The organism is Desulfomonile tiedjei DSM 6799, from assembly GCF_000266945.1.
Lineage (GTDB): Bacteria > Desulfobacterota > Desulfomonilia > Desulfomonilales > Desulfomonilaceae > Desulfomonile > Desulfomonile tiedjei.
Genome location: NC_018025.1, coordinates 2,833,401 through 2,857,564 on the forward strand (window position 1 = coordinate 2,833,401; position 24,164 = coordinate 2,857,564).

The window sequence follows — 24,164 nt, forward strand, 5'->3', positions numbered from 1 at the left end:
CGAAAGAAAATTATGCCTTCATGGTCTCTTTTGCGGCAGTAAGGGTATTCTTCATCAGCATGGCGATGGTCATCGGGCCCACACCACCGGGTACGGGGGTGATGGCTGCAGCCTTTTCCTTTACTGCGTCGTATTCGACATCACCAACCAACTTCCAGCCCTTTTCCGTTCCGGGAGCATCCACACGATTGATGCCGACATCGATAACAACCGCCCCTTCTTTCACCATGTCACCTTTGAGGAATTCGGGCACGCCGATTGCTGCGATGATAATGTCGGCTTCCAGGCATCTTTGTTTGAGGTTCTTCGTTTTCGTGTGGCACATGGTCACCGTGGCATTCATATCACGCTGGTCGAGCATGTTCGAGAGAGGCCGACCTACGATGTTGCTCCGTCCCAGGATTATCACGTCCTGACCCGCAGTCTGGAAGCCGCCGCGTTTGATAAGCTCGATAACGCCCGCAGGGGTGCACGGGAGGAAGCGCACTTCTCCGATGCTTATCAATCCCACGTTAAAGGGGTGGAAGCAATCCACATCCTTCTCCGGGAGAATGGATCGAAGAATCTTGGTCTCGGGAATATGTTTCGGAAGCGGAAGCTGGCAAAGTATTCCGTGAACGGATTTATCTTTGTTGTATCCATCGATCACTTCCAGGAGCTGCTCGGTTGTCGTATCCGCGGGGAGTTTGGTTTCAAGGGATCTGATGCCGATGTACTCGCAGGCTTTCTTCTTGTTCAAGACGTACACTTTGGAAGCAGGATCGTCACCCACGAGGATAACTGCGAGGCTGGGTTCAAGTCCCTGAGCCTTCAACTGCACGACTTCTTCCTTCATTTCGTCCTTGAGCTGTTGGGATACTTCGTTTCCGCTTATAACTTTAGCCGACATAAAGACCTCCTTATCGATAGAAAATTGACTTTGAGTGAAGACTTCGCCCGCGCAAGACGAAAGCCCGATTACGAAACTGCAATCGCACCCGGTGATTGAGTGCGGAGAATCAAACTAACTCGCCTCGGATTCCAGAGCCGCGGCGATTTCTGCTATGGCTTTGTGGATTTGTGGGTCGTCCAAAGAAGGCGGTCGACTTTCCAGATCCGCCCTGGCTATTTCTTCCGAAAACGGCAGAATCCCAATGAGCGGAATGCCATCAAGGCTCCTGTGCAAAAATGCCTCTTCTTCGGAGTTTCGCACTTTACTGCCTACGGCTGCCACTTTGTGCAGTCCGATATCTTTCGTCAGTTCTCGGACCTTCGCAGCGGTTTCAATGCTTCTCCGACCCGGTTCCACAACAATCAGCAGGCGATTGACCCCCTGGGCCGTACCCCGCCCGAGGTGCTCGATGCCCGCTTCCATATCCATGATCACGAGATCTTTTTCATACAGAACGAGGTGCGATACCAGAGCTTTCAGCAAGACGCTTTCAGGACATATGCACCCGCCGCCTCCTTTTTTCACCGTCCCCATGATGAGAAGGCGGACTCCATCTTTTTCGCGACCGAGAGCTTCCGGGAGATCGTCGACTTTGGGATTCATTTTGAAGAATCCACCAACCGTGCCGGGACGAAGTCCTGTTCGCTCGGTAATAAGATCCTCCATTTTTGCCACGGGCACAATGCCTGCGGTTTCGATTCCCAGTGCAGATCCCAGGTTTGCATCCGGGTCCGCATCCACTGCCAGAACTCTGTACCCGTTCCGAGCCCAGTACCTGGCCAGTAGGCTGCTCAGGGTTGTCTTTCCTACTCCACCTTTACCGGATACTGCTATTTTCATTGTAATCCTCGCTTTGCTCCGCCGAGAATGTCATGTAGAAAAAGAATGTGCATCGGCACCTTCAGGCGGAAGCTATCCACGGGACGCTCTTACCAGATCGAGAACCGACATTTCACCTGCGACGGCCATATCTTCGGCACTAAAGAAAATATCGGCAGTCTCATCAAAGAGTACTGTCGCCTCGGCCGGGAATTCCTCGTCTTCTTTCCACAAAATGCACGTAATCGGCATACAGGGAAAATAGGACAATTCAACTGCAGCATCACCGGTTTCAAGGATTTTTCCATGCAATTTTTTCCCCGCGTTTACCAGAGCAGCGGGGTCCGAACCGAAAATACTGACCAGCACGTCTTTTGTCTGGCGGTTAAATGCAGGCTCGTAGAAGTGCCCTTCTTTGAACTCTCGAAAATGTTTGAGCTTTCCGGTCGGCTGGCGGCCGTCCGCATTATTGAGGTAATGAATCGCCAAAATGGCGAGCCAAATGGGAGCTTCCTCATCAGTCTCTTTTATGGAAAAACGGTGAGTATCGGCATTCAGGATAATTTCTTTATCCAGATGGGGAATTATGACGGATCGTCCCACAAATCGGGCGGCTGCTTTCTCCGCGACTCGTCCGGGATCTCTTCGATCGAAAATCTCCAGACCGATCTTCAGGGCCTGTTCATAATTCTCCTGCTTAGGAAGCTCCAGATTTGACAAGTCTTTGATATTGAGCATAGTCCAGATCCACAAGTCAGATCAAATCGTCAACCGTCGAGCAGATTCCACGTAGTCGAGCGACCGGAGCTCATCCAGCGCAGCGTCTTCCACCCGGGAATCCGTATTCAGAAAGAGCAGCGCTTCTCCACCCGGGATTTTTCGGGCAAATTGAAAATGGGAAATGTTGACTCCTTTCGCTCCCAGAGCCGTGCCAACTTTCCCGATGACTCCGGGTTTATCATAACCCTGGAGCAGCACCAGATTGCCGGAAAGATCGAATTCGCCGCGGAAAGGTCCATACCGAACCATCCGAGGCTCGGATTTACCAAACAGCGTCCCTTCCACAAGGTGTTCTCTCCGTTCGGTAACCACGGTGAAACGAAGCAAAGACAAGAAATCCTCTCCCCTGCTGACCTTGGTCTCGGACATCAGGATTCCTCGCTCTTTGGCAACCATGGGAGCGTTTACCTGATTGACTTCATCCGCAACGATTGGGGTGAGAAGGCCCGTGAGAAAGGAGGTAGTTATGGGCTTCAACTCCATATCGGTCACAACGCCTGAATACTGGGCTTCCACGCTCTTTATTCCTGTTTGGATCGTTTGGCCGAGGAACGATCCCAATCTTCTTGCCAGATCCAGGTACGGCTTGAGGTTCTCGAGAGCTTCTCCTGCGACTGCCGGAGCATTAACCGCATTGCGGATGGTTCCATCGAGAAGATAGTCACGGATCTGAGTTGCAACGGCAACGGCAACGTTGTCCTGAGCTTCTTGCGTGGATGCTCCCAGATGCGGCGTGCAAATTACTTTGTCGTTGGAGACGAGACGGGTCAGTCCCGGCGGCTCGACAGCGTACACGTCCACTGCTGCACCGGCAACTTTGCCTGACTCAATTGCGGCTGCGAGGTCGTCTTCGTTGATCACCGGGCCTCGTGAACAATTGACGATACGAACTCCATCTTTCATGATAGAAATGTTCTTCTCACAAATCAAGTTTCTCGTCTCATCAGTGAGGGGCACGTGCAGAGTGAGGAAATCGGCTTCCTTGAAGACTTCCTGTAGCGTGCAGAGTCGGATTCCCATTTGCTTGGCCTGTTCTTCCGAGAGAAACGGGTCATACGCCACCACTCTCATGCCAAGCCCCATGGTGCGGTCGGCTACAACGGAACCAATCTTACCGAGTCCTACTATGCCGAGGGTTTTGTTGAACAGCTCTGTCCCCGAAAATTTCTTCTTTTCCCACTTTCCCTGTTTCATGGAAGATGTCGCCTGCGGAATGTTCCGTGCCAAGGCCATCATCATGGAGATCGTGTGCTCGGCTGTTGTAACGGTATTCCCTCCGGGGGTGTTCATAACGACAATACCCCGTTTTGACGCTGCAGGGATATCGACATTATCAAGTCCGGTACCGGCACGTCCGACCACTTTCAGATTGTCCGCTGCGGCAATTATGTCTGCGGTGACCTTTGTGGCACCTCGGATTGCCAAACCGTGGTATTGACCGATGATCTGCTTTAGATCGTCAGGGCTGAGTCCGACTTTGACATCAACTTCGATTCCCTCTGCCTCTCGAAAGATTTGCACTCCCAACTCGGATAGGTTATCCGAAACAAGGACCTTCACAGCCCATACCTCCTTTTTTGTGAGATTTTTGACACAAGATTTATCACTTTGAGCCCGGAACGCGACATGCCCTCATCACGAGGGCCCAGGCATACTCGTCTTTTCAAGCAATGGTGAGGGTTATGAAACAGCATTCGAATGAACAGATGAATTACGCACGAGATCCTGAAGCTTTTATCAGGAACACGAAAAAGTGTCAAGAATCGATGCAATTATCATCATTGTCGGACGGCAAAATCAGATTATAAGGCCGACGCAATTCATGAATTCCAGCAAAGTAGGAGGATCATACCCAACAAAGCAATTGCCATGAGTGCAATAGGAGGCTCTTGATGCAAGATTCGAGGGATCGGCGCCGTATTGCGCACATTCGATATCAGGGGAGCTTCCACAGAATCGAAAATTATCTCAGCCCAAGGAATATCTTCTTCTTTCAGAACGGTGACTTTCCGAACCGAGCTACTACTGGCATAGCTTCCTTCGGAAGGGCTGAATGACAGCGGGGCGGGTCTCTTTATGAATTTCTTGTAATCCGGCTTCTTCTTTTCTGGGGCTTTCAAGTCGGATCATTCCTTTCCTTTGATGATTTCTGTGAGCTCGTGCATCAAGTTTTCGAGATCGCGGCTTCCTTTGCAGGAAGGAGACAGGAGAAATACCGGCTGCCGCAGGGCATTAGCCTTGTCGAAACTCACGTCCTGGCGAATGACCGTCCGAGTTATATACTCTCCATAGCTTTCCGTCAAACCCTCCAGAATCTGTCGGCTCACAGAGTAGCTGCTATTATAGTTATTTGGAATTATGAGTATTTTTGGGATTATGTGCCTGTATGTTCCTGAGATGTCACGAATTGAATCGAAGAGATACTGTAGTCCGTAAAAGGAATTGCCATCGAGTTTCACCGGAGCAAGGAGAATGTCACAGGCCAGAAGAATATTGAGGCTGGTCAAATCGTACGATGGCGGGGAATCTATGACCATTACATCGTATTCAGCCGATTCGCGGACGGACTCCAATGCGCGGCGAAGCCTATATTCTCTCTCGGGTTGCTGGAACAGGTAGAGATTCATGGAGCACATGGACAAGTTCGCAGGAACAAGGTGCAGATTCGGCGAGAGTTTGCAGGCGACCTCGCTCAACCGGGCGATGCTCTTCTTGCCGTCGGGAACCAGCATTTGCATGAGCGTGAGGTTGAATGCTGAAGGTTCTTCTCCGAGGGAAGTCGTCATATGACCTTGAGGGTCAGCATCCATAGCGAGTGTCCGATACCCGGATTCGGCCAGTTTCCACGCGAGGTTCGAAGAAACCGTGCTCTTTCCGACCCCACCTTTCATGTTGAAGACGGCAATACAAATCGGGCGGCTTGACAGCACCGGCCTCAGATTGAATAGATCTCGGATGTTCTCAAGATCTTGAAACGTATAAATCCGATTTCCATTTTCATCCCGCTCTGTTTCAGGGATTCTTCCCTCGCGCTCGTACGAAAGCAGCGTTTCTTTTGAAATGCCGAGAATTCGAGCAGCTTCGATGGGCCTGTAACGTTTCGTTTCCAAGAGATTTCCCCTATGTTGGAGGGCTTTTCTCCAATGAGAAGCGATGATAGATCGCTTCAACTCGCGGGGCTAATATAATTGCTTGATTATACGTATAAACCAGTATTTTAACTGTAATCGCGATTTGGAGTCGCTTGTATGTTAACTCAATGGATAAGTCAAGAGCTTTTGTTGGAGTGCATTTGTCCTTCCCACTCGAACACCTGAGATTCGGCTGCAACTCACGTTGACACGTAAAAAAGCCCCACGTACTATGAACATATGTTGGTGTCCGAGTTGATGGATGGCCGACCTAATTGTTGACATTCCGGCTACCGAATTGCATGTGAGGCCGAAACATGATTGTGTACGGGGATTTGTGTGAGGACAAGAATACCGTTCAGTGCATAGATGGCCTGATGCACCTTGCTTCAACGTTCGACGCAACCCGTGAACATGAACTTGCTACGGATTTGCTTATCCAGTACGGGGAATTCGAGACTGGGGTAACCGATCGTCTGTGCAAAGATTTCGATACGCTCAATTCAGTGATCCGGCAACTCAGGAGTGGTGGAGTCATGACGGGCCGCTTGTTCGCCGGCTCATGGAGACGAAACAGGCGAATTTCAGTAGTGGATCTGGTGGACCTGCTCGATCGGTTGCGCTGTATTCCCTTGCCCGAATCAATCACGGTCAAGGTGCCGGAAGGATACGCCTTTTACGGTCTTTATCCTGAATTCTACTATGAATCTGCACTCAAATTCGTCCGCGATGTGCAGTTAACGCATGCCGTATGCATCGGAATCCGCAGTATAGGAACGAGTCTTGCTTCGGTTATTGTTGCTGCACTGGAATCGGCGGGTTGCCCGGCTACCAGTTTCACCGTGAGACCCAGAGGCGATTTTTTCGATCGGGAGATACATCTATCAGATGAACTCGCGATGGAAATAGATGGTAACGCAGGTGCATGGTTTCTCATCGCCGATGAAGGGCCGGGATTGAGCGGTTCGTCTTTTGCCTCTGTGGCCGGAGAACTTTCGCGACGAGGAATCCCTGATGAACGCATCATACTGTTCCCGAGCTGGAATCCCGATGGAAACGGATTCATCTCCCGAAAAGCGACGGAACAATGGCAAAGGCATCGGAAATTTCTGACCGAATTCGAGGAATTGTGGCTCGATTCAGGGTTATTCCGGCAATCCTGGGCTTACGACTCGGTCAGTGATATTTCGGCCGGGAAATGGAGACCGATCTTCCTTGAAGATGAATCCGAATACCCTCCCGTGTACCCTCAGAATGAACGGCGCAAGTACCTGGTTTCATCGAATGGATTTTCAGGAAACAAGAAGATCCTGATCAAGTTTGCGGGTCTGGGGCATTATGGACGAGCCACATACTCACGAGCTTTACTCCTGGCGGAACGTGGGTTCTCTCCACGAGTCTTGGGCCTGAAAAACGGATTTATCGGATATGAACTCGTTTCAGGTAAACCTCTGACGAAGGAAAACGTGTGCCGGTCATTTATGCAAACTGCAGCACGTTACCTGGCTTTTCTCAAGAGACAGTTTCCTGCCCGTGCAACGAGAACTCCGGAACAGATCAGAGAGATGATCGTTCACAATCTCACTGAAACCGCCGGCCGATATTGGGTAGAAAAGTTTGTCGAAACGTTTCCGGACATATCGGCATTGAAAGACGTCCAGGCTGTTGCCGTCGACGGTAGACTATTGCCGCACAAATGGATAAAGACCGAAGCCGGATATCTCAAAACTGACGTGACGGATCACCACGCGGACCATTTTTTCCCCTGCTGTCAGGACATAGCGTGGGATGTGGCAGGCTTATGTGTCGAGTTCGGACTCGATGACGATTCACGATCGGAATTTGTGGAGATGTACTCGAAATTATCTGAAGATTCGGATATCAGGTATCGTCTTCCGTTCTATACCATTGCTTACATCGTATACCGTTTGGGATACAGCGTTTTGTCCGGAGATATTATGCGGAACTCTCCGGAAGGATTACGCTTTAACAGAGCTATACAGTATTATTCTGTGTTATTCCAAAAAGAGATGTACAAACAGATGACTCAATAAGGATGTGGTGAGCGAAGCGAACCGCATCGGTCGCGAAAGGCCTCGACTGATGGGATTCCCGCCGGTCACCGCATCACTTCTTTGCACCCACGGCCGTGAAGATAGGCCTTTCCTGAGAATACCCGGATTCGCTGTGTACATAGCGTCTGACCACTTGTACGGCAAAATCGGCAAATTCATGAGGATCGACCGGTGGACTTGTGTGATGAGGTCGTTTTCCCTTCGATTCAGGGGTAAAGCACAGGGTAATCGTTGTATCGAATTCCCGGAGAGCCTCCATCTGGCGATCAAACCAGTCCAGTGCATGGGGACGCAGCCAATCTGCCCAACTGATCCCGGTCCTGAGCTTTTTCACGTTTAATTTCCTGAGCCAATGAATGATAGAATCGAACCGAGGGTCCTGGAAGTGAATCCATTGGCAGATGCCCATTTCAGGATTGAACTGCTGAAACGCCGGTTTCGGCGTGTTGTCCGAGCGAATCAACCCCATGTAAAAGTGACGGTAGTAAGAGCTGCCTTCACTTTCTTTGTGGCGAGTCGTGGCATCCCACGTAGGAGGTAAATCAAGCAGGCTGTACCAATACACCCGTTCGAGACGGTCAGAGAGAAGCTGGGTAGTCCGCTCGATCCCGAATACTTGAACTTCTTCTGCGCCAAATGAGGATGCTCCGACTTCGGTAATCCAGACCGGAAGATTCGCGACTTCTTCGATTTCAGAAATTTTGTCCGGCCAATCGTGAATTCTCCAGTGATTCCAATCCAAGGGAAATCCGTGGACAGCCACGGCGTCGACATATTCCAGCAAACCATATCTCTTGAGAAGATCGATGAATTTGGGGTCAATAGGAGAAATTCCCCCAAGAACTAAGGTGAGTTCCGGGGATAGACTCCGTACGGCCTGTGCCGCCAGCATCGTCATTCGAGTGTATTCTTTCCATTCAGGGTCCATCTCGAAATCCCAGTGCGAGAGATTATTCGGCTCGTTCCAGAATTTGATCGCTTCTATCATAAACATGCTCCATCAAATAATTGGATGCAGTTATTTCGTTTTCATTGAAGGACTGTTGAGCTGTGCCACGCTTTTTGCTGCAATTGAGAGCTCTTCCCGGTTCACATCCGTTTTGCACTGCTCGTCTCGACGGCAGAAATAAATTTCGTGACCCGGATTCTTTAAAGGACGGAGGCCGCACGAACGAAGCATTGCGAGAACCGCTGCATGATTGGGAGCCCACCAATTGGTGGGATCGCCTGCAAGAGATTTTTCGATAAAAGCCATTTTCGGCCATGCGGGATGCAGGAGGAGCAATCTGTCATCTATCGTCAGATCATCTTCAAAAACAAACACTTGCTCTCCAGGCATTGTCAGCGTCTGAAACACCAGAAGTTTCTCGAATTTCTCCGACACGATATCAAGAGCAAGCAATGGATGTCGCAAATGATAAAACACACCCATGAACAGTATCAGATCATAGGAGTCTTCCGTGAAAGCTAGTTCGTACACCTGCTTATGTAAGAATTGGATACGGGAACCCAATGCGAACTGCTCGGCAGCCCATCTGGCCTGATTCAAGTAGTGATCGTTAATATCTATTCCGGTAACATCGGCCCCTCGGGCTGCCAGTTGGAGCGAGTAGAATCCGGCATTGCATCCTATATCCAAAGCAGTCCAGCCGGTCATGTCCTCCGGTAGATTGGGAGATATTACACGCCATTTGTAGGTCGGAAAATCCCCGAGCGGATGTCCGGGGGCTGTCTGCGTGCCGTCCGGCAAGTGGATATTGTGAAACCACGGTCCCAGTTCGGCTATTTCATGCTCCAGAGGAGTTCGGGGTTCGGATAGGTCCGTTTGTAACGTAGTAGGCATGAGCACCCCCTGGTTTCAACGTTGCCGATCGTGTCATCAACTAATTATCAGCCACAGCATGCACTAATTGCCCAAGGAAGCCACGCACGATCACATGCTCGACAGGACGAATAGACTCCTGTTAAGGTTTTCGCCATACGGCACGTCCCCTGGAATATGCAGATTTCGACAAGGCCGGCTTCTTCAAAGCCTCTCGAGCATATTCCTCCAATTCTGCAGCTCTATGAGCGGAGGTGTGAGCACTGAGAATCTTTTTACGCGCAGCATACCCGATGGATTTGCGCTCGCTTTCCGAAGTATTGTGAAGATACACAAGAATGTCTTCCGTCGATTGAGCCACCAGGATCTCTTCACCAGGAACGAAAAAGTGATCCAACCCTTGCCACCAGTCGCTCACAATAGGTATCCCGCAAGCAGCGGCTTCGAAAAGCCTGATACTGGGAGACCAGCCGGCTCTGATCATGTCACTGCGGGTGACGTTCAGCGTGAATCGTTGTGAATTATAAAAGCTTCTATGATCCCCGGGAGGAACATGATCGATTCTGTGCACATTTTGAGACCAGACTACGGAAGAGGGGTACTGAGGACCTGCCACGACGAACTTACCATTTTCCCATTGAGATGCCGGCACATTCAAAAACTGCTCTACTTTGGGTTGTCTATCAGGGCTGTACGTTCCGAGGTATCCCAAATCCCATTTTGCAGCTCTCGTTTCCGGCCTGTAAATTGAAGGGTCTACCGAACAGTACAAAGTTCTTGCACAAGGAGAACCCATTTCATCTTCAAGGATTTTGAGCACAGGCCCGCCGGTGAATGAAAGATAAAGATCGTATTCGGGAATGAGATCTGCAGTGAGATACTGACAGGCTCCTCTGGCGATAGCCGCAAGAGTCACGGGGGTATCGATGTCGTAGAAAGCTACTACACCAGGAGAATTCTGCAGAATCCAATTGCCGATCTCTATTCCTGCGGACACGTAAGACCCGATAATAACCATGTCGGCAGATCGGATCCGCGCTAAATGGAATCTCTGTACGTCCGAGAATCGTTTGTACAGTATTATTTTGCAGCCTTGAGGATAGGGCATGTCCCGATGGGAAGCGTACCATTCCGCATCCTGTTCCAGAAAGGTCACCTTGTGCCCCAAGCGGGCGAGTTCCGCCACAAGTCCTCTGTATGTCACTGCATGCCCATTGCCCCAGGAAGAGGTAATGGACAGACCGAAAATCACAATGTTTAGTTGACTCATCTCTCCAATTTTCCGGATCCCGTTTGCCGGCACCTTCTAAAGTAACCGAGATTCATATTGCGTAGAGGTTCCCTCGTCATTCGGATTTCCAGCATCAGAGTACCCGTATGACATACGTCGCAGCAGTATTGTTCGCCATAAGCACATTTCTCGACACACATGATTAAATTCAACTGTTATTTCAGGCTAGAAAGAACATCAGATGAACAAAACATTTCGGGGCTTTTCTCAGTGACTTCATCATTGGACAACTCCACCTCTTCAAGAGACATAGGCTGTTGATTCTGAATGTCGCTGAAATGCGAATGCTCGGCCAGGTAGTATCTGTGGGCACGCTCCCAGGAACAGGAATCCGGCGATCCCCACAACTGCCGGTATGCCGGTGAACCAGGGTACGGGAACATCGGCACAGGATCGTTCGCCCAAATACCTTGCTTCTGCAAAGTTTCTCGCCACTCACGTATGTCTGCCAGATTGTCGCCGGGTACTCGAATCAGGTTGGCCTGGACAAACGGAACAAATTGTCGGGTAGTCACGAGCAAGTCAGTGATTTGTTTGGTGCTTTTTCGGCAATCTTTCTGCAGGCTATTTCGCCCATCATCGGTAATACTTTCGACACCAGCTTCGATAGAGACGCATCCGGCTTTGCCCAACAACGCAAGGGTTTCTCTGTTCCATAAATCGATTCGCGTTTGAATGCCGAATTTTATGTCCCTCAGAGCGAGTTCGTTCAACAACTCCCTTCGGGGAAAGAATGTTTCGTCAATAAAGTACAGGTACTTCACCCCCTGCGACTGCAGGCGGTCGATTTCGTCGAAGAGAATCTTCAGAGGTCGTCTTCTATACTTCGTGCGAAAGTATTCCTTCGCACAGAAGATGCACCTGAAAGGGCACCCTCTGGACGATTCCACTTCAGCCCCCGGTCCTTCCGGAACAGTCTCGAAACGATGGTGATGATGCGCGTGTCGCGCGACCCACTCATCCGGCCAGATAAGCGCAGGTATCCGGTTCAAATCCACTTCATTGGGTTGTGCTGAGTATGTGCGTCCTGGAAAATGCAGTGAAGGAATTTCTTCCCATGCCATGAAAAGCCGCGACACAACGTCTTCGCATTCTCCCCTGATCACAGCATCTATTCCGAGCTTTTCCCGTGTGCATTCAGGAGTTATCGATCCATGCGGTCCGGCCGCAATGAGCCGGCCGCCTGTTTTGCGAAGTGCACGGGCTACGATCTGCGGTTCGCGCAGTTCCGGAGGTGGACACCGCCAGAACAGGTAAGTCGGTGCCGTAAGAAGTATCGTAAAATTCGGAGCAAATTTGGAGACTGTCCTATGAAGATCGCTCAGAGCCAGGTCGAACAAGTGAGCATCGATGATTATGGCCTCATGACCCTCAGACTCCAGAATGGCCTTTGCATAGCCCAATTCGAGAGGAAAGTGAGCAGATCGACAACCAAAGTAAACGCTGGAATGAAATGTCCAGTTGGGGTTGACCAGCGCAAATTTCATCGGATTCGGATCCGCTCCATACGTGGAGTCCTAACGAGAGCAGTCTCGTGAATAAGTCCTCTACACTGAAGCTCGTAACCTGCCTGTTCACAGCGATCTACTGCTGTCTGACCGGCAACCCATTCGGCAAGCTCAGTGAGACCGTCTTCGAGTCTAACACGCGGTTCGTATCCCAGTACTCGCCTTGCAAGGGAAATATCAGCAAAACAATGGCGTATATCGCCGAATCGAAAACGTCCCGTGATCTCGGGGATCAAATGTTCTTTGCCGAGGATTTCAGCGAGACGGTATCCTATCTCCAAAATGGTGTACCTGTTTCCGCTTCCAATATTGAATATCTGACCTGCGGCTGAAGAGACTTCCAGCGCGAGACGACACGCTCTTGCCACATCGCTGACATGTACGAAATCCCTTTGCTGAAGGCCGTCTTCGTAAATCAGAGGGGATCGGTTATTGAGAATCCGACTCGCAAAAATGGCCAAAACACCAGTGTAAGGATTTGAAAGAGCCTGACGAGTGCCATACACGTTGAAAAGCCTTAGAGCCACAACCGGAATCTTGTATGCTTTACCCACGATGAAACTCATCTGTTCCTGACTGTACTTGGATAGTGCATATACGGACGAGAGGTGAGGGGGTTTGGATTCCGGGGTATAGACCGGCGTCAAATATCGCCCGAAATGATCGCTCAGCTCCCATTCGCCTTTCTCCAGATCCCGTAAGACTCTATTATGGGGAAAAGTCGGCCTGCCATCCATGTCCCTGTAGAGACCCTCACCGTAGATGCTCATAGAAGAAGCGACTATAAGCCTTCGGACCGGTCTTTCCACGAGAGCCTGCAGTAGGGTCGCCGTCCCGACGTCATTCACATCCGTGTAATCGCGAATAGCGTACATGCTTTGGCCGACACCGACCATGGCTGCCAGATGGTACACGTCATCGACATTCTTCAGAGCAGCCTTTACAGTCTCAAGGCAACAGACGTCCCCAACAATCAGCTCTGCGTCTCCGGACAGATACTGAGGGCGCTTGCAGCCGGGCCCATGCACCTGAGCGCACAGATTGTCAAGAACGCGAACCCTATATCCTGTGTGAAGCAATTCGTCAGTAAGATGTGAACCAATGAAACCTGCTCCTCCAATAATTAAGACATGACGAGCCATACTAATTCACCTCAGCCTTACAAAAGAATAATTGCCATCAAAGTGTGAATTATGGGACCAAAAACTCAGAATATGACGGACCTTAAGTTGCTGCGAGCCACATGTGCAACTTAGATGCCATTCAGCTTCTCACCTCGGTCCGAGAACGCAGAAGATTCTAATCGGTAGGGATTTGTTGAAGCCATTGCCCTGACGACTGAAACGCGTGAATCACAATCTTTAACCATATGCGCACAAAACACCCAAAGATATTTTCCTGTGGGCACAATGCGCACTGCACAGTGAAGGACGTAATACAAATTTGCATTCAAAATCCCCCCATTCCCCTTTTATAGAGGGGGTAGAGGGCATATGCGCTAACCCAGAGTGTTTTTAGTTGGTTGTTCTGGAGGAACAACTGAGAATAGGCTGGCGATTCATCGCCGGTTAAGGAAAAACATAATGATTTTCGAGTCTCGGAGGGACGACTGATACACGATTCCCGGCAATGAAGAAAGTGTCTCAAAATTCTCGAATGCGCAAAAATCGTGCCACGATTCATCATTCCTGTAGGGGCAGGTCTCGTGCCTGCCCTTCTGCAATGACCGGCACGGAGGCCGGTCACTACCGGGCACCCACGAGGGGCGCCCCTACAATAGGGCCGGGACATGATGAGAAAGTCGTGCCACGATCCAGAATAAAATCTGACTTTTGAGACAGTTTCTGAATTACCGGGCTATTTTCTTTAGTCCCTTTGGGACAAAGGATTGGAACAAAGTTAGCGCCTATGGGAGCAGGGGATTTTCGTCTAACTTTGAAAGCAAATTGGCGTTATCCGGTATCCTTTGAAGAGTGAGCAAACCGACTACATTTCTTCTCTTGTGATTAGATGAAATCGCAGAACAGGGCCTGTTGCGGGCGGGCACCAGTGTACCATAGAGCTTATCCAGGAATTTGAAAGATAATTAGTAGCGATGCCGTTTTCTTTTCTGTGCAAGCCAGGATTCGGATTTGGAGGAAGAATTGGAATTTGCGTTTACCTTAAGATTACGCCTACTGTTTTATTGCAGGGTTTTGATTCGACGGTTCTCGAACTCGTCTTGTTCGCTCGATTTTCTCGATGAGCCGGCAATTCTTACTGGATCTGACTCACACCTTTGGCAACATCCGTCGGACGCTTATACTCACTGTCCGGGAGGTTCTTGAGAACTGCCATAATGTCCTCAGGAGCGTTCTGGCCTTTCGCATGCTGGACGAGATCCTTTTTCTGAGCGGGATAGTTCATCCCTTTCAGATATTTTTGAATCTGGATCGGATTTGTTTTTTTCTGCGATGCCATGGTGTTGTACCTTATTATTTGAAATCATACCCGTATGCTGGGCTTTGTCTTTTTATGCAAACTACGTGCCAAACAAAAGACCTATCGATTTTTCCCTATGCCGAGCACAATGACGAGAATGTTCAAATGATCTGTATAAGCCATTGGTTGACAGAATTACGAAGATCAACTAACATGAACTACAAAGATGTGCTCGAATTGTTTCCGTGTATTTTGTCTGGTAGGCGGGCAGTTGAAATCCGGTGTTCTCTTAAGGGCCGATTGACTTATAACGGATTTTCGCCTGTGCATGAGTAAGATCCGCATCAAAGCGGGTGCAGACATGAAATTGACTATTTTCGGACTTACCATCAGTTCGTCATGGGGTAACGGCCATGCTACGATCTGGCGAGGCTTATGTCGCTCTTTTGCTCGTCGCGGCCATGAAGTGACATTTTTCGAACAAGACGTATCTTACTATTCTCAACATCGTGATCTGACTGAAATGCCAGGGGTGACTATTTGTTTGTACTCGGATTGGGATTCCGTCGAACCCCTGGCACGAGAGACGTTATCTCAGTCAGATGTGGCGGTGGTTACCTCTTACTGTCCGGATGGAGCTGCTGCGTCGAATGTCATGCTCGAATATCCATCCCTTATCCGAGTCTTCTACGATATGGATACCCCTGTCACTCTTCAAGCTCTGGAGCGCGGAGAAAAAGTACCTTACCTCAGTCCGCGAAGATTCAGGGATTTCGATCTAGTGCTCAGTTATACGGGTGGAGCCGTGCTCGACAGATTGAAGCGTCGTTTCGGAGCAAAACGGGTATCACCGTTGTATGGCTGCGCAGATCCTGAAGTCCATGTACCGGTACCGGCTGCGGAAGCTTATCGAGCGGATCTCTCCTATCTTGGCACGTACGCTGAAGATCGTCAGTCCATTCTGAATCAACTGCTCATCCAGGCCTCAAACGAGCTTCCGCGAAAGAAATTTCTTGTCGGCGGTGCCCTGTATCCTGCGGATTTTCCATGGAAAGAGAACATTTGGTTTATTCGTCATGTACCTCCTCCCGAGCATCCTCAGTTCTATTGTTCGTCTTTTTTTACCCTCAATATCACGAGAAGGATCATGTCCACCTGCGGGTACTGTCCTTCCGGTCGGCTGTTCGAAGCTGCGGCCTGCGGAGTTCCCGTTATAACTGATTGGTGGGAAGGCTTGGACAGCTTTTTCGATCCTGCTTCAGAGATCATAGTTGCAAAGGATACTCGTGCGGTTGTGTTCGCATTGACTATGTCCCGGGAAGAGAGAGAAGAAATAGCGCGAGCGGCCCGGAAACGTATTCTGTCCGATCATACGGCAGACCGGAGAGTCCAGGAATTGGAACGCATTCTCATGTCCTGCTGAACAAATGAAAATTGAGAACAAGAAGCGAGTGCGGCACTTGAGGAAAACGATCAGTCATACGAATGTGCGTTCAAAGAAGTAATCCCGCCACCGGCGGGAGCAAATTCGGTCCCGGCATGTCTCCGAAGCGAAGTCAGGCCGTGCCGTTCGTAGCGAAGGAGATTTGGCGGGACCGGCCAAAAACAGATCTCTCAATATTCCCTCTATGAAAGCATATTGATATCAGGGGGCTTGATGACAACTTTTCTCTTGGTACGTCACGGTAACAGCACTGCAGGAGAGAGTATTCCGGGAAGACTGAAAGGCGTGCATCTCAGCGATTCAGGCAAAGAACAGGTGAACCTTTTGGCCGAACGTCTCGCCTGTATCAACTGCGATGCAATCGTGGCCAGCCCGCTCGAACGCACGAGCGAGACTGCGGAAAAGATTGCCGAACGCATGGGCAAAACGGTGAAATACAGCGATGCTCTCCTGGAAATCGATTTTGGCGAATGGGTTGGTATGCGCTTTGACGAGTTGGAAGGGACGTCGGCTTGGCACCTTTGGCATGCGTTTCGGTCCGGTACCCGCATTCCCGGCGGAGAAATCATCGGAGAAGTTCAGGCCAGAATGGTGTCTCAGGTGGAACAATTGTGCAGACAGTACCCTGACGGAACAGTGCTTGTTGTGAGCCACGGAGATCCCATCCGATCTCTCATTGCGTATTACATTGGATTGCCGCTGGACCAAATGCTTCGCATACGCATTGACACTGCTTCCGTGAGCACTCTGATAGTCACTCATTATGGAGCAGAATTGGTCGGTCTGAACGCAAGAGGAAACGGAGTTGTGGCGTTCCCGTGATGCCTTTTCTCCTATTTGAAGCTCAATGTGCCGGATAGAGCACGTTCCGGCACATTTGAATGTGAAAATATCGACCCGAAAGACTGCTAAACAGGAATTCGTTCGCTAGCTTCAGGAGCCTTCTTTCTCTCGCGATGCATTTGGGCCCGTCCAGCTTCGGTGATGCTCTTGAATACATCAAGAAACATGTCGCTGTCTTCGGTCTTGACGGCGAGATCTCCAAGGGAGACTATCCCCACTGCTTTTTGGGAGCGGTCTGTAACGATCACTCTCCTGATCTTGTGATTTGAGAACAGTTGTGCGAGTTTCTCAACAGTGTCTTCCTTGTCGCAGGTCACCGGATTCTGCGACATGATATCCCGCACCTTCGTTTTGTTCAGATCTTTCTTCTCTGCAATACCCCGGACAACAATGTCTCGATCTGTCAGGAGACCGGAAATGGAATCTCTCGCAGTTACAACCAGAAAGCCTACATCCAATTTCTTCATTTTCTGTGCGGCTTCGGTCAGCGAAGCATTGTCATCGAGAACCAGAACTGTGGGCGTCATAATTTCCGAAATTTTCATTACCAATTCCTCCCCTGCGGTGTTAAGTCAATTGTGTCCATGCTTCAAGAATCATTAATTGAAAAGACCACAACACTTCGAGAATGTTCCGATTACGCTCATAACGGCATTGTACGGACAAGATTCTGTCTTCTGTCCGTTCCCTGTATCGATCCGATCGAGCGTTCGAGCCACGGCAATCAATGCGATAACTGCTCGCAATGGCTGCTTTCTGTAAAACCATCACTCAAAAAACAATGAAAGAATTCGGAAAGCTGGCAGTCCTTACAAACCATGCAGCGGAACAGCATCCGGTAGCACGGGTTTCGGTTGCTCATACCGATTCGCTTTTGTTTTTGTAATCTGGCAGGCTTGAGGTATCCTTCGCTTCGGACGACGCAAGGCCGTCTAATCACTCCGCTCAGAACACCTCAGCCTTCGCCATCTTATATGCATAATTGCGAAATGGTATCAGCACGTATTTTCATAGTCTTCAGGAGCAGAAGTGGGCGGGGTCCGGGTGATGTTTAAATCCGAATCACCCGGACCTGTTTCGAAAATTAATGGCTGTACAAAAAAGGCATTTCCTCAAGCGTGCCAGTCCGATCAAGCTTTGCGGATCAGTTCGTAAACGCGTTCGGCCGTCATCGGCAATTCATTGACCTTTGCGCCCAGCGCATCGGCCACGGCATTGGCAATGGCGGATGCCGGACAAACGAGGCCGCACTCACCGACGCCCTTGGCGCCATAAGGACCTGAAGGATCATTGCCTGCCACAATTATGGCATCTATCTCGGGAATATCCTCGGCCGTCGGCAGCATATAGGCGGAGAAGCTGGTGTGTGCCTGATGTCCATTGGGTTTATACAGGATCTCTTCATTCAGTGCAAAGCCGATCCCCTGGACGACGCCTCCTTCAATCTGTCCTTCTACAATCTTCGGGTTGATGGCTGTGCCGACATCATGCGCCGCAGCCATTTTGATCACCTGAACCGTCCCCAGTTCCATATCCACTTCCACTTCGGCCGCGCAGCAGTGCCAGGGAGGAGCGTTGAACGGGATAGTCCTGCCAATCCCGAGAAATTGCTTATTTCGTATGTGGGCATAATAGCTCAAGCCTTCCAGGGATATCCCTTGCTGGGCACCTGTAGTGTTCACGGGGCTGATCATTTCATGATCCACTGGCGGAGGAACAGGTGCGGCCTGGGCCTCTTCGATGGCGCCGGGCAGAGTGGCTGGATCGACTACGGTTACGTCCTCGCCTGAGGAGGTCAGCTTTTTGATGATTGAGTCTTCGATCGTCAACTCTCCAGGGGACACTTTGAATAGGGGTGCCGCATATTCCAAAATCTGCTTTCTGGCATCTTCAGCAGCCGCCTTGACCGTAATTCCCTGGGCATAAGCGCCTCGGCTCGCATGGTTGCCGATGGTGAATGGGGTGGATGCCGTATCCCCGAAAGTAAATGTCAAGTCTTCGAATTTTATCCCCAGTGTCTCAGCGCATACCTGGGGCAGACAGGTGCTGGTACCGGTGCCCATGTCACAACAGCCCACCGACAGGTTTACGGAACCGTCCTGCTGCACGGCCACATAAGCATTGTCATAATCGACGCAGAAAGGCCAAGCATTGGAAACATGAGTCCCCACCGCCATACCAAGTCCGCGTCTAATGGTACCAGAATTGTTCTTGAATTTGCCGCGGCGTTCCCAGCCGATGCTCTCTGCGCAACGTTTGATACATTCAGCCAGTTCGGAACTGCTGCATGGGTAAGGCAGGAACCAAGGCTCGCCGGCTTTCATGATATTCTTTTCGCGGAGGTCCTTGGCATCAATGTTGAGCTTCTCAGCCATCATGTCTACTACCCGTTCCAATGGAAAGTTGCCCTGGGGATTGCCAAAACCCCGCATCGCTCCTGCATGGGTGCAGTTCGTGTACACGCTGTGGCCATAATACCGAATGGCGGGAATGTTATAGATGGCTAGTGTCATAGCGCCCAGAACGCCCGGAAGCTCCGCGCCGAAAGTACAGTATGCGCCTGTGTTCGTATAACCTTTCAGATCGAGGGCAACAAAAGTACCGTCTTTCATGGCGCCCAATTTCACACGTACGATGGCACCATGCCTGGTGTCTGTGGCCAAAAAGTCTTCTTCTCTGGTGTATACGACTTTCACAGGCTTCTTGGCGGCCAGGGACAGCGCTACGGCCATAATTTCCGCTTTGGCACTCAGACCGATACGAACGCCGAAACCACCCCCGACAAAAGGCGGGTTGCTCACCCTGATCTTGCTCGCCGGAACACCGAAAACCTTTGCCAGGATTGCTCTGGCAGGATGAGGTGTCTGGGTGGTTGAAATCACATTGATTTTGCCATCAGGCTCCACCACGGCCAAGGCAGCCATAGTCTCCATCTGGCATTGCTTCACAATATTGATGTTGAACTCTTCCTCTATGATGACGTCAGCCTTCTCAAATGCTTTTTCGACGTCGTCGCTTGGCGGGCCGGGAGGTAGACGGATGATCTCCGCAACGATGTTCTTCCCTTCCGGGGTAATCTTGGGATCGTGGATCTCCGGCGCATCCTCAGCCAGTGCCTCTTGAATGTCAAATACTGCTGGTAGCACTTCATACTCGACTTTGATCAGCCTGCACGCCTCTGCAGCGATTTTTTCAGATATGGCGGCCACAGCGGCCACTTCATCTCCCACAAAGCGAACCTTCTCGGAAAATATCTGTTGATCCAACACCGGTTTCAGGTAAGGAACCGTCAGGTACATAGGGGCGGCAGTATTGAAAGGATTGTTCGGCACGTTTCCACGATGGATGACCGCCTTGACACCTGGAAGTTTCTCAGCTTCGCTGGCGTCGACTTTGAGTACTCTGGCATGAGGATGGGGGCTTCTCAGGATTTTGCCAAAAAGCATACCTGGCGCAATCATGTCACTGGCAAACGTTGCCGATCCCGTAACCTTTTGCACTCCGTCCAGTCTGTTGATGCTTTTTCCGACATATTTTCCCATGGCTACTTCCCCCCGCCTTTTACTATTGTCTCACACATGATTCGAGCGGCATGGTTGATCGCGTCTTCGATTTTGACATAACCGGTGCAACGACAGATATTTCCGCCGATGGCCTCCCGCACCGCATGCTTGTCCGGTGTCTTATTTTTGTCGAGCAGCGCTTTAGCCGACATGATGATACCCGGTGTACAGAAACCGCATTGAACTGCGCCCTTTTCGATGAAAGCCTCCTGAATGGGATGGAGTTTATCGCCATCGGCCACACCCTCAATAGTTTGGATGTTTTTGCCCATGGCTTTTGCAACCGGAATGAGACAAGAATTCACAGCTTCACCGTCCATGATGATCGTGCAGGCGCCACATTCGCCTTCGCGGCAACCGATTTTCGTTCCTGTAAGAAAAAGGTTGTCACGGATGACATCTACCAGCATCTTGTCAGGTGCGCACGATACCTCAACCGCTTCCCCGTTGATTGTAAAACTGACGGTTATGTTTTTCATTCTGTTCAATCTCCTCAGAAATGGATTGTTATGCTTTGACGCAGGCGATAGCTTCTGTAATCGCCCGTTGAGCAAGAGTGCCGATCACTGCCAATCGATAGTGTCTGGAGCCGCGCACCAGGCTGTTTCTGGGGTCACATTGATTGACAACCAGTTGGGCGGCCGCTCGCGTGTTCTCCTCTGAAATGGTGCGTCCGGACAGTCTGTTTTCCGCATCAAATGCCCGTTGCGGTCCAGGCCCTACCGGCCCCATGGCAATGGATGCCGCTTTAATGGTCTCCCCTGTCAAGACGACCTTGCAGGCGATGTTCAGGATGGGTAAAGAGAGGGCTTTGCGCTTATCAAGTCGCACGTACGAAGAGCCTTCTCCTGCCCCGTGTGCCGGCACAGTGATGAAGGTCACAATCTCTGAGGTGCTGTCGATCGTCGAAGTGGCAAAACCCTTACCATAGGCATCCAGGATATCGATGATGCGCGAGCCGCCCGCCGAGACAACCTCAACTTTCGCTCCCAATGCCACGAGAGGAACCGCTGTGTCGGCTGCAGGTTGGGCGCGAACGATATTGCCCGCTACGGTCGCTATATTTCGGATTTGCTTCGAACCCAATCTACGAGCACCTTGGTGCAATGCCGGGGCTTTTTCTTGAATCAGCTTTGAATTGACGATTTGGGTGCAAGTTACATTGGCGCCGATTTTTATGTCTCCATTCTCTTCCGTAATCCGGCCCAACTCTTTAATTTTGCCCAAATCAACAAGCTGTTCGACCACATGCCGCCCTCTTTGGATGTCCAACATGAGATCAGTGCCGCCGGCAATGATCCTTGCCATCCCATTGCTACCGTTCAAGACCGAAATAGCCTCTTTGATCGTGTCTGGACATAAGTACGCTTGCCACATTCGAGGTTTCCTCCTTGTTTGTCAGTACGAGTAGAAGCAGATCGGTAACTCTCCCGTACAGGAAATCGTTACGAAGGCTTTGGCTCACGCGGAGCCGCCCATTTGGAATCTTTAGGTGTAGAAAGGTGTGGCTGATGTAAACACTTGAATCGCTACCGATCTCCAACTGAGCCGGATGCATGTCAATATGTGTGCCAAGTGCGGTGAAGGTTAGTGTTTGAGGCAAGTAAGCGATATTACATATAAATATCACTCTGCAGTCATGCGTACAGGGGAAGAGAACGAATCGTTAATTATGATATTTCAGAAGCTGTTATGATATTTCACAAGAGACAAGACGCAAAAACATACCGGGTCAGCAGAGCAGCTATTCTCGACAAAGAGCATTTTGCGAGAATCGCGGAACGTGAAGGGGGAGCTTGTTCTTTTTGTTAAATATAATAATACGAGCCCAAGGCCCAACTCCGGGGAACGACCGAAACACCACGCCCCTATGCCAGCAACTGCTCACGTGTGATCCCAAGCCGTTTCATCTTTGAGTACAGGGTCTGAGGATTGAGACCGAGAATCTTTGCGGCACCTTTCTCACCACTCACAAGCCCATTCGTTATCTTCAACGCCTTGATAATATGGTTCCGCTCGGACTCTTCCATTGTTACCAAACCACATTCCAATGGTTCGATGCGTTTGAAAGGCAACCAGTCTCCAAATTTGAGTTGTTTCCCCCTGCAAACAATTACACCACGCTCGATGATATTCTGAAGCTCGCGAACATTTCCCGGCCAATGATAGTTCTGTAGCGCTTCCAGGGTTTTCTGCGGGATGGATTCTATCTTCTTGCCGCACTTGGCACTGTATTTAATGGCAAAATGATTGGCCAGCACAGAGATGTCTTCTTTTCGATCCCTGAGGGGCGGCAAGAAAACAGGGAACACATTCAACCGATAAAACAGATCCTCCCGAAACTCACCTGACCTTATTAGTTTTTCAATATCTCTATTGGTTGCCGCAATGACGCGAACATCCACCTTAAGCGTTTGCGATCCGCCAACCCTTTCATATTCGCCGTCTTGAAGCACACGAAGCAGCTTGCTTTGCAGTGTCTGGGGAAGTTCAGCTACTTCATCTAAAAAGACTGTTCCGCCGTGAGCCAGTTCGAAACGGCCGATACGCCGAACCGACGCTCCTGTGAAAGCCCCTTTTTCATGACCGAATAATTCGCTCTCGACAAGATTTGCAGGAAGAGCGGCACAGTTGACCTTCACCAGAGGCCGGTTTTTTCTTTTGCCGATACTGTGTATTGCTCGTGCAATCAACTCCTTGCCGGTGCCGGTTTCACCCGTGATCAGCACACTGGAATCGGTGACGGCCACGGTCTCCACATTGCTGAGCACTTTCCTGAGCGCAATGCTGCGGCCGACAATCTCGCCAAAATTGTGCTCGATATTGATCTCTTCCTGAAGGTAGATATTTTCTTGCTGGAGCTTGTCTTTCAGCCTCTTCAACTCTTCCACCGCTTGTTTGCGGATTGTGATATCACGCATAATGGCTAAGATGTTGGCAGTATTTGCAAGCTCCACAAGAGCGAGACTTACTTCTGCATCAAATAGAGTCCCATTGGGACGGCGGTGTTGCCATTCAAAGAACTGGTGACTGCCGGAGTAAGCCTCTGTGATACGTCTGTCGGCTTCCAGATCCGAACATTTACCGTTTGGCTGTAATTGAGGGGACAAATCAAAGGGGATCTTGCCAATCAGTTGATCGCGGTTACAGGCAAAGAGCGTACATGCCTTTTGGTTCAGATCGACTATTCTTCTATTTTCCAGAATAAAGATGCCGTCCCCGGCCTCCTCGAATAAGATCCGGTAACGGATTTCACTGTCCCTATGTTCAGCGAGTGTTTTGGCATTCTTCCGGGTCATTTTGGTTCGAAGCCGCTCGGTGCTATTGGCGTCATCCCTGTTGGGGATTCTGGGCGAGTTATGCCATCTCCCCTTTGTCTGTGCAAAAGGGCAAGCACCAAATATCCACATTGGTTCACTATATCGTCAAAATATAGCATCTTCCCTAACAAAAACAAAAAGAAAATGAATATTCATCCAGGCATCGTTGAAACGCCTTTTTTCTCGTTATGATTTACTTTCCTTTCTTCTTCCATT

At 50.1% G+C, this 24,164-nt stretch carries 19 protein-coding genes; 3 read left to right on the forward strand and 16 right to left on the reverse strand.

The annotated features are described in order from the left end of the window. Window positions 1-10: 10 nt before the first annotated feature. From DESTI_RS11890 to DESTI_RS11915, 5 genes are all read right to left on the reverse strand, one after another. Entirely contained in the window at window positions 11-889 is an 879-nt protein-coding gene (locus tag DESTI_RS11890) for a bifunctional 5,10-methylenetetrahydrofolate dehydrogenase/5,10-methenyltetrahydrofolate cyclohydrolase (RefSeq protein WP_014810206.1), read from the reverse strand. Window positions 890-1,003: 114 nt separating this feature from the next. Then, window positions 1,004-1,771, reverse strand: a complete 768-nt coding sequence (locus DESTI_RS11895) for an ATP-binding protein (RefSeq protein ID WP_014810207.1) — start codon at window positions 1,769-1,771, stop codon at window positions 1,004-1,006. A gap of 72 nt (window positions 1,772-1,843) precedes the next feature. Continuing rightward, the gene (locus tag DESTI_RS28810; RefSeq protein ID WP_014810208.1) at window positions 1,844-2,488 is read right to left on the reverse strand and encodes a DUF3786 domain-containing protein; all 645 of its coding nucleotides are present in this window, start codon (window positions 2,486-2,488) and stop codon (window positions 1,844-1,846) included. Window positions 2,489-2,509: 21 nt separating this feature from the next. Further along, on the reverse strand, window positions 2,510-4,090 hold the full coding sequence (gene serA / locus DESTI_RS11905) for a phosphoglycerate dehydrogenase (protein ID WP_014810209.1): 1,581 nt from the start codon (window positions 4,088-4,090) through the stop codon (window positions 2,510-2,512). A gap of 566 nt (window positions 4,091-4,656) precedes the next feature. Beyond that, window positions 4,657-5,640, reverse strand: a complete 984-nt coding sequence (locus DESTI_RS11915; protein ID WP_014810211.1) for an AAA family ATPase — start codon at window positions 5,638-5,640, stop codon at window positions 4,657-4,659. Between the two features lie 338 nt (window positions 5,641-5,978). Between DESTI_RS11915 and DESTI_RS11920 the strand changes: the two genes are divergently transcribed. Continuing rightward, window positions 5,979-7,715, forward strand: coding sequence for a hypothetical protein (locus DESTI_RS11920; RefSeq protein WP_014810212.1), 1,737 nt, complete (start codon window positions 5,979-5,981; stop codon window positions 7,713-7,715). A gap of 73 nt (window positions 7,716-7,788) precedes the next feature. On the opposite strand, the gene DESTI_RS11925 is transcribed toward DESTI_RS11920, so the two are convergent. The 6 genes from DESTI_RS11925 to DESTI_RS11950 all read right to left on the reverse strand — a co-directional run bounded on the left by DESTI_RS11925 (window position 7,789) and on the right by DESTI_RS11950 (window position 14,817). After that, window positions 7,789-8,724 (reverse strand): glycosyl hydrolase, encoded by a 936-nt coding sequence (locus DESTI_RS11925; RefSeq protein WP_014810213.1) that lies wholly within the window; start codon window positions 8,722-8,724, stop codon window positions 7,789-7,791. Between the two features lie 30 nt (window positions 8,725-8,754). Further along, window positions 8,755-9,579 carry a TIGR04290 family methyltransferase gene (locus DESTI_RS11930; protein WP_014810214.1) on the reverse strand — a complete coding sequence of 275 codons (825 nt, stop codon included), beginning with the start codon at window positions 9,577-9,579 and terminating at the stop codon, window positions 8,755-8,757. 121 nt (window positions 9,580-9,700) lie between these two features. Then, complete coding sequence (locus tag DESTI_RS11935) at window positions 9,701-10,828, reverse strand: CgeB family protein (protein WP_014810215.1); 1,128 nt, start codon at window positions 10,826-10,828, stop codon at window positions 9,701-9,703. A gap of 176 nt (window positions 10,829-11,004) precedes the next feature. Beyond that, window positions 11,005-12,336 (reverse strand): TIGR04295 family B12-binding domain-containing radical SAM protein, encoded by a 1,332-nt coding sequence (locus DESTI_RS11940; protein ID WP_014810216.1) that lies wholly within the window; start codon window positions 12,334-12,336, stop codon window positions 11,005-11,007. Next, window positions 12,333-13,499, reverse strand: coding sequence for an NAD-dependent epimerase/dehydratase family protein (locus DESTI_RS11945; RefSeq protein ID WP_014810217.1), 1,167 nt, complete (start codon window positions 13,497-13,499; stop codon window positions 12,333-12,335). Before DESTI_RS11945 ends, DESTI_RS11940 begins: the two co-directional genes overlap by 4 nt. A gap of 1,114 nt (window positions 13,500-14,613) precedes the next feature. Then, complete coding sequence (locus DESTI_RS11950) at window positions 14,614-14,817, reverse strand: DUF2795 domain-containing protein (RefSeq protein WP_014810218.1); 204 nt, start codon at window positions 14,815-14,817, stop codon at window positions 14,614-14,616. 289 nt (window positions 14,818-15,106) lie between these two features. Between DESTI_RS11950 and DESTI_RS11955 the strand changes: the two genes are divergently transcribed. Together DESTI_RS11955 and DESTI_RS11960 are read left to right on the forward strand one after the other, a co-directional pair. Further along, on the forward strand, window positions 15,107-16,201 hold the full coding sequence (locus DESTI_RS11955; protein ID WP_014810219.1) for a CgeB family protein: 1,095 nt from the start codon (window positions 15,107-15,109) through the stop codon (window positions 16,199-16,201). 234 nt (window positions 16,202-16,435) lie between these two features. Then, window positions 16,436-17,044: a histidine phosphatase family protein gene (locus tag DESTI_RS11960; protein WP_014810220.1), complete on the forward strand. Its 609-nt coding sequence runs from the start codon at window positions 16,436-16,438 to the stop codon at window positions 17,042-17,044. An 86-nt stretch (window positions 17,045-17,130) separates the two neighbouring features. Here DESTI_RS11960 and DESTI_RS11965 read toward each other — a convergent pair whose 3' ends face one another. The 5 genes from DESTI_RS11965 to DESTI_RS11985 form a co-directional block, all read right to left on the reverse strand. Next, entirely contained in the window at window positions 17,131-17,610 is a 480-nt protein-coding gene (locus DESTI_RS11965; RefSeq protein ID WP_014810221.1) for a CBS domain-containing protein, read from the reverse strand. Between the two features lie 585 nt (window positions 17,611-18,195). Next, complete coding sequence (locus DESTI_RS11970) at window positions 18,196-20,607, reverse strand: xanthine dehydrogenase family protein molybdopterin-binding subunit (RefSeq protein ID WP_014810222.1); 2,412 nt, start codon at window positions 20,605-20,607, stop codon at window positions 18,196-18,198. A 2-nt stretch (window positions 20,608-20,609) separates the two neighbouring features. Further along, window positions 20,610-21,107: a (2Fe-2S)-binding protein gene (locus DESTI_RS11975; RefSeq protein ID WP_014810223.1), complete on the reverse strand. Its 498-nt coding sequence runs from the start codon at window positions 21,105-21,107 to the stop codon at window positions 20,610-20,612. A 28-nt stretch (window positions 21,108-21,135) separates the two neighbouring features. Beyond that, window positions 21,136-22,005: an FAD binding domain-containing protein gene (locus DESTI_RS11980; protein WP_014810224.1), complete on the reverse strand. Its 870-nt coding sequence runs from the start codon at window positions 22,003-22,005 to the stop codon at window positions 21,136-21,138. Window positions 22,006-22,496: 491 nt separating this feature from the next. Beyond that, entirely contained in the window at window positions 22,497-23,927 is a 1,431-nt protein-coding gene (locus tag DESTI_RS11985; RefSeq protein ID WP_157212149.1) for a sigma-54 interaction domain-containing protein, read from the reverse strand. Between the last annotated feature and the right edge of the window lie 237 nt (window positions 23,928-24,164).

What these genes read in the sequence shown, in the direction of transcription:
- DESTI_RS11980 (WP_014810224.1), bottom strand. Translation starts at nt 22,005, where the DNA reads ATGTGGCAAGCGTACTTATGTCCAGACACGATCAAAGAGGCTATTTCG.
- DESTI_RS11935 (WP_014810215.1), bottom strand. Translation starts at nt 10,828, where the DNA reads ATGAGTCAACTAAACATTGTGATTTTCGGTCTGTCCATTACCTCTTCC.
- DESTI_RS11960 (WP_014810220.1), top strand. Translation starts at nt 16,436, where the DNA reads ATGACAACTTTTCTCTTGGTACGTCACGGTAACAGCACTGCAGGAGAG.
- DESTI_RS11920 (WP_014810212.1), top strand. Translation starts at nt 5,979, where the DNA reads ATGATTGTGTACGGGGATTTGTGTGAGGACAAGAATACCGTTCAGTGC.
- DESTI_RS11930 (WP_014810214.1), bottom strand. Translation starts at nt 9,579, where the DNA reads ATGCCTACTACGTTACAAACGGACCTATCCGAACCCCGAACTCCTCTG.
- DESTI_RS11945 (WP_014810217.1), bottom strand. Translation starts at nt 13,499, where the DNA reads ATGGCTCGTCATGTCTTAATTATTGGAGGAGCAGGTTTCATTGGTTCA.
- DESTI_RS11965 (WP_014810221.1), bottom strand. Translation starts at nt 17,610, where the DNA reads ATGAAAATTTCGGAAATTATGACGCCCACAGTTCTGGTTCTCGATGAC.
- DESTI_RS11940 (WP_014810216.1), bottom strand. Translation starts at nt 12,336, where the DNA reads ATGAAATTTGCGCTGGTCAACCCCAACTGGACATTTCATTCCAGCGTT.
- DESTI_RS11890 (WP_014810206.1), bottom strand. Translation starts at nt 889, where the DNA reads ATGTCGGCTAAAGTTATAAGCGGAAACGAAGTATCCCAACAGCTCAAG.
- DESTI_RS11975 (WP_014810223.1), bottom strand. Translation starts at nt 21,107, where the DNA reads ATGAAAAACATAACCGTCAGTTTTACAATCAACGGGGAAGCGGTTGAG.
- DESTI_RS11955 (WP_014810219.1), top strand. Translation starts at nt 15,107, where the DNA reads ATGAGTAAGATCCGCATCAAAGCGGGTGCAGACATGAAATTGACTATT.
- DESTI_RS11985 (WP_157212149.1), bottom strand. Translation starts at nt 23,927, where the DNA reads ATGACCCGGAAGAATGCCAAAACACTCGCTGAACATAGGGACAGTGAA.
- DESTI_RS11925 (WP_014810213.1), bottom strand. Translation starts at nt 8,724, where the DNA reads ATGATAGAAGCGATCAAATTCTGGAACGAGCCGAATAATCTCTCGCAC.
- DESTI_RS11950 (WP_014810218.1), bottom strand. Translation starts at nt 14,817, where the DNA reads ATGGCATCGCAGAAAAAAACAAATCCGATCCAGATTCAAAAATATCTG.
- DESTI_RS28810 (WP_014810208.1), bottom strand. Translation starts at nt 2,488, where the DNA reads ATGCTCAATATCAAAGACTTGTCAAATCTGGAGCTTCCTAAGCAGGAG.
- DESTI_RS11970 (WP_014810222.1), bottom strand. Translation starts at nt 20,607, where the DNA reads ATGGGAAAATATGTCGGAAAAAGCATCAACAGACTGGACGGAGTGCAA.
- DESTI_RS11895 (WP_014810207.1), bottom strand. Translation starts at nt 1,771, where the DNA reads ATGAAAATAGCAGTATCCGGTAAAGGTGGAGTAGGAAAGACAACCCTG.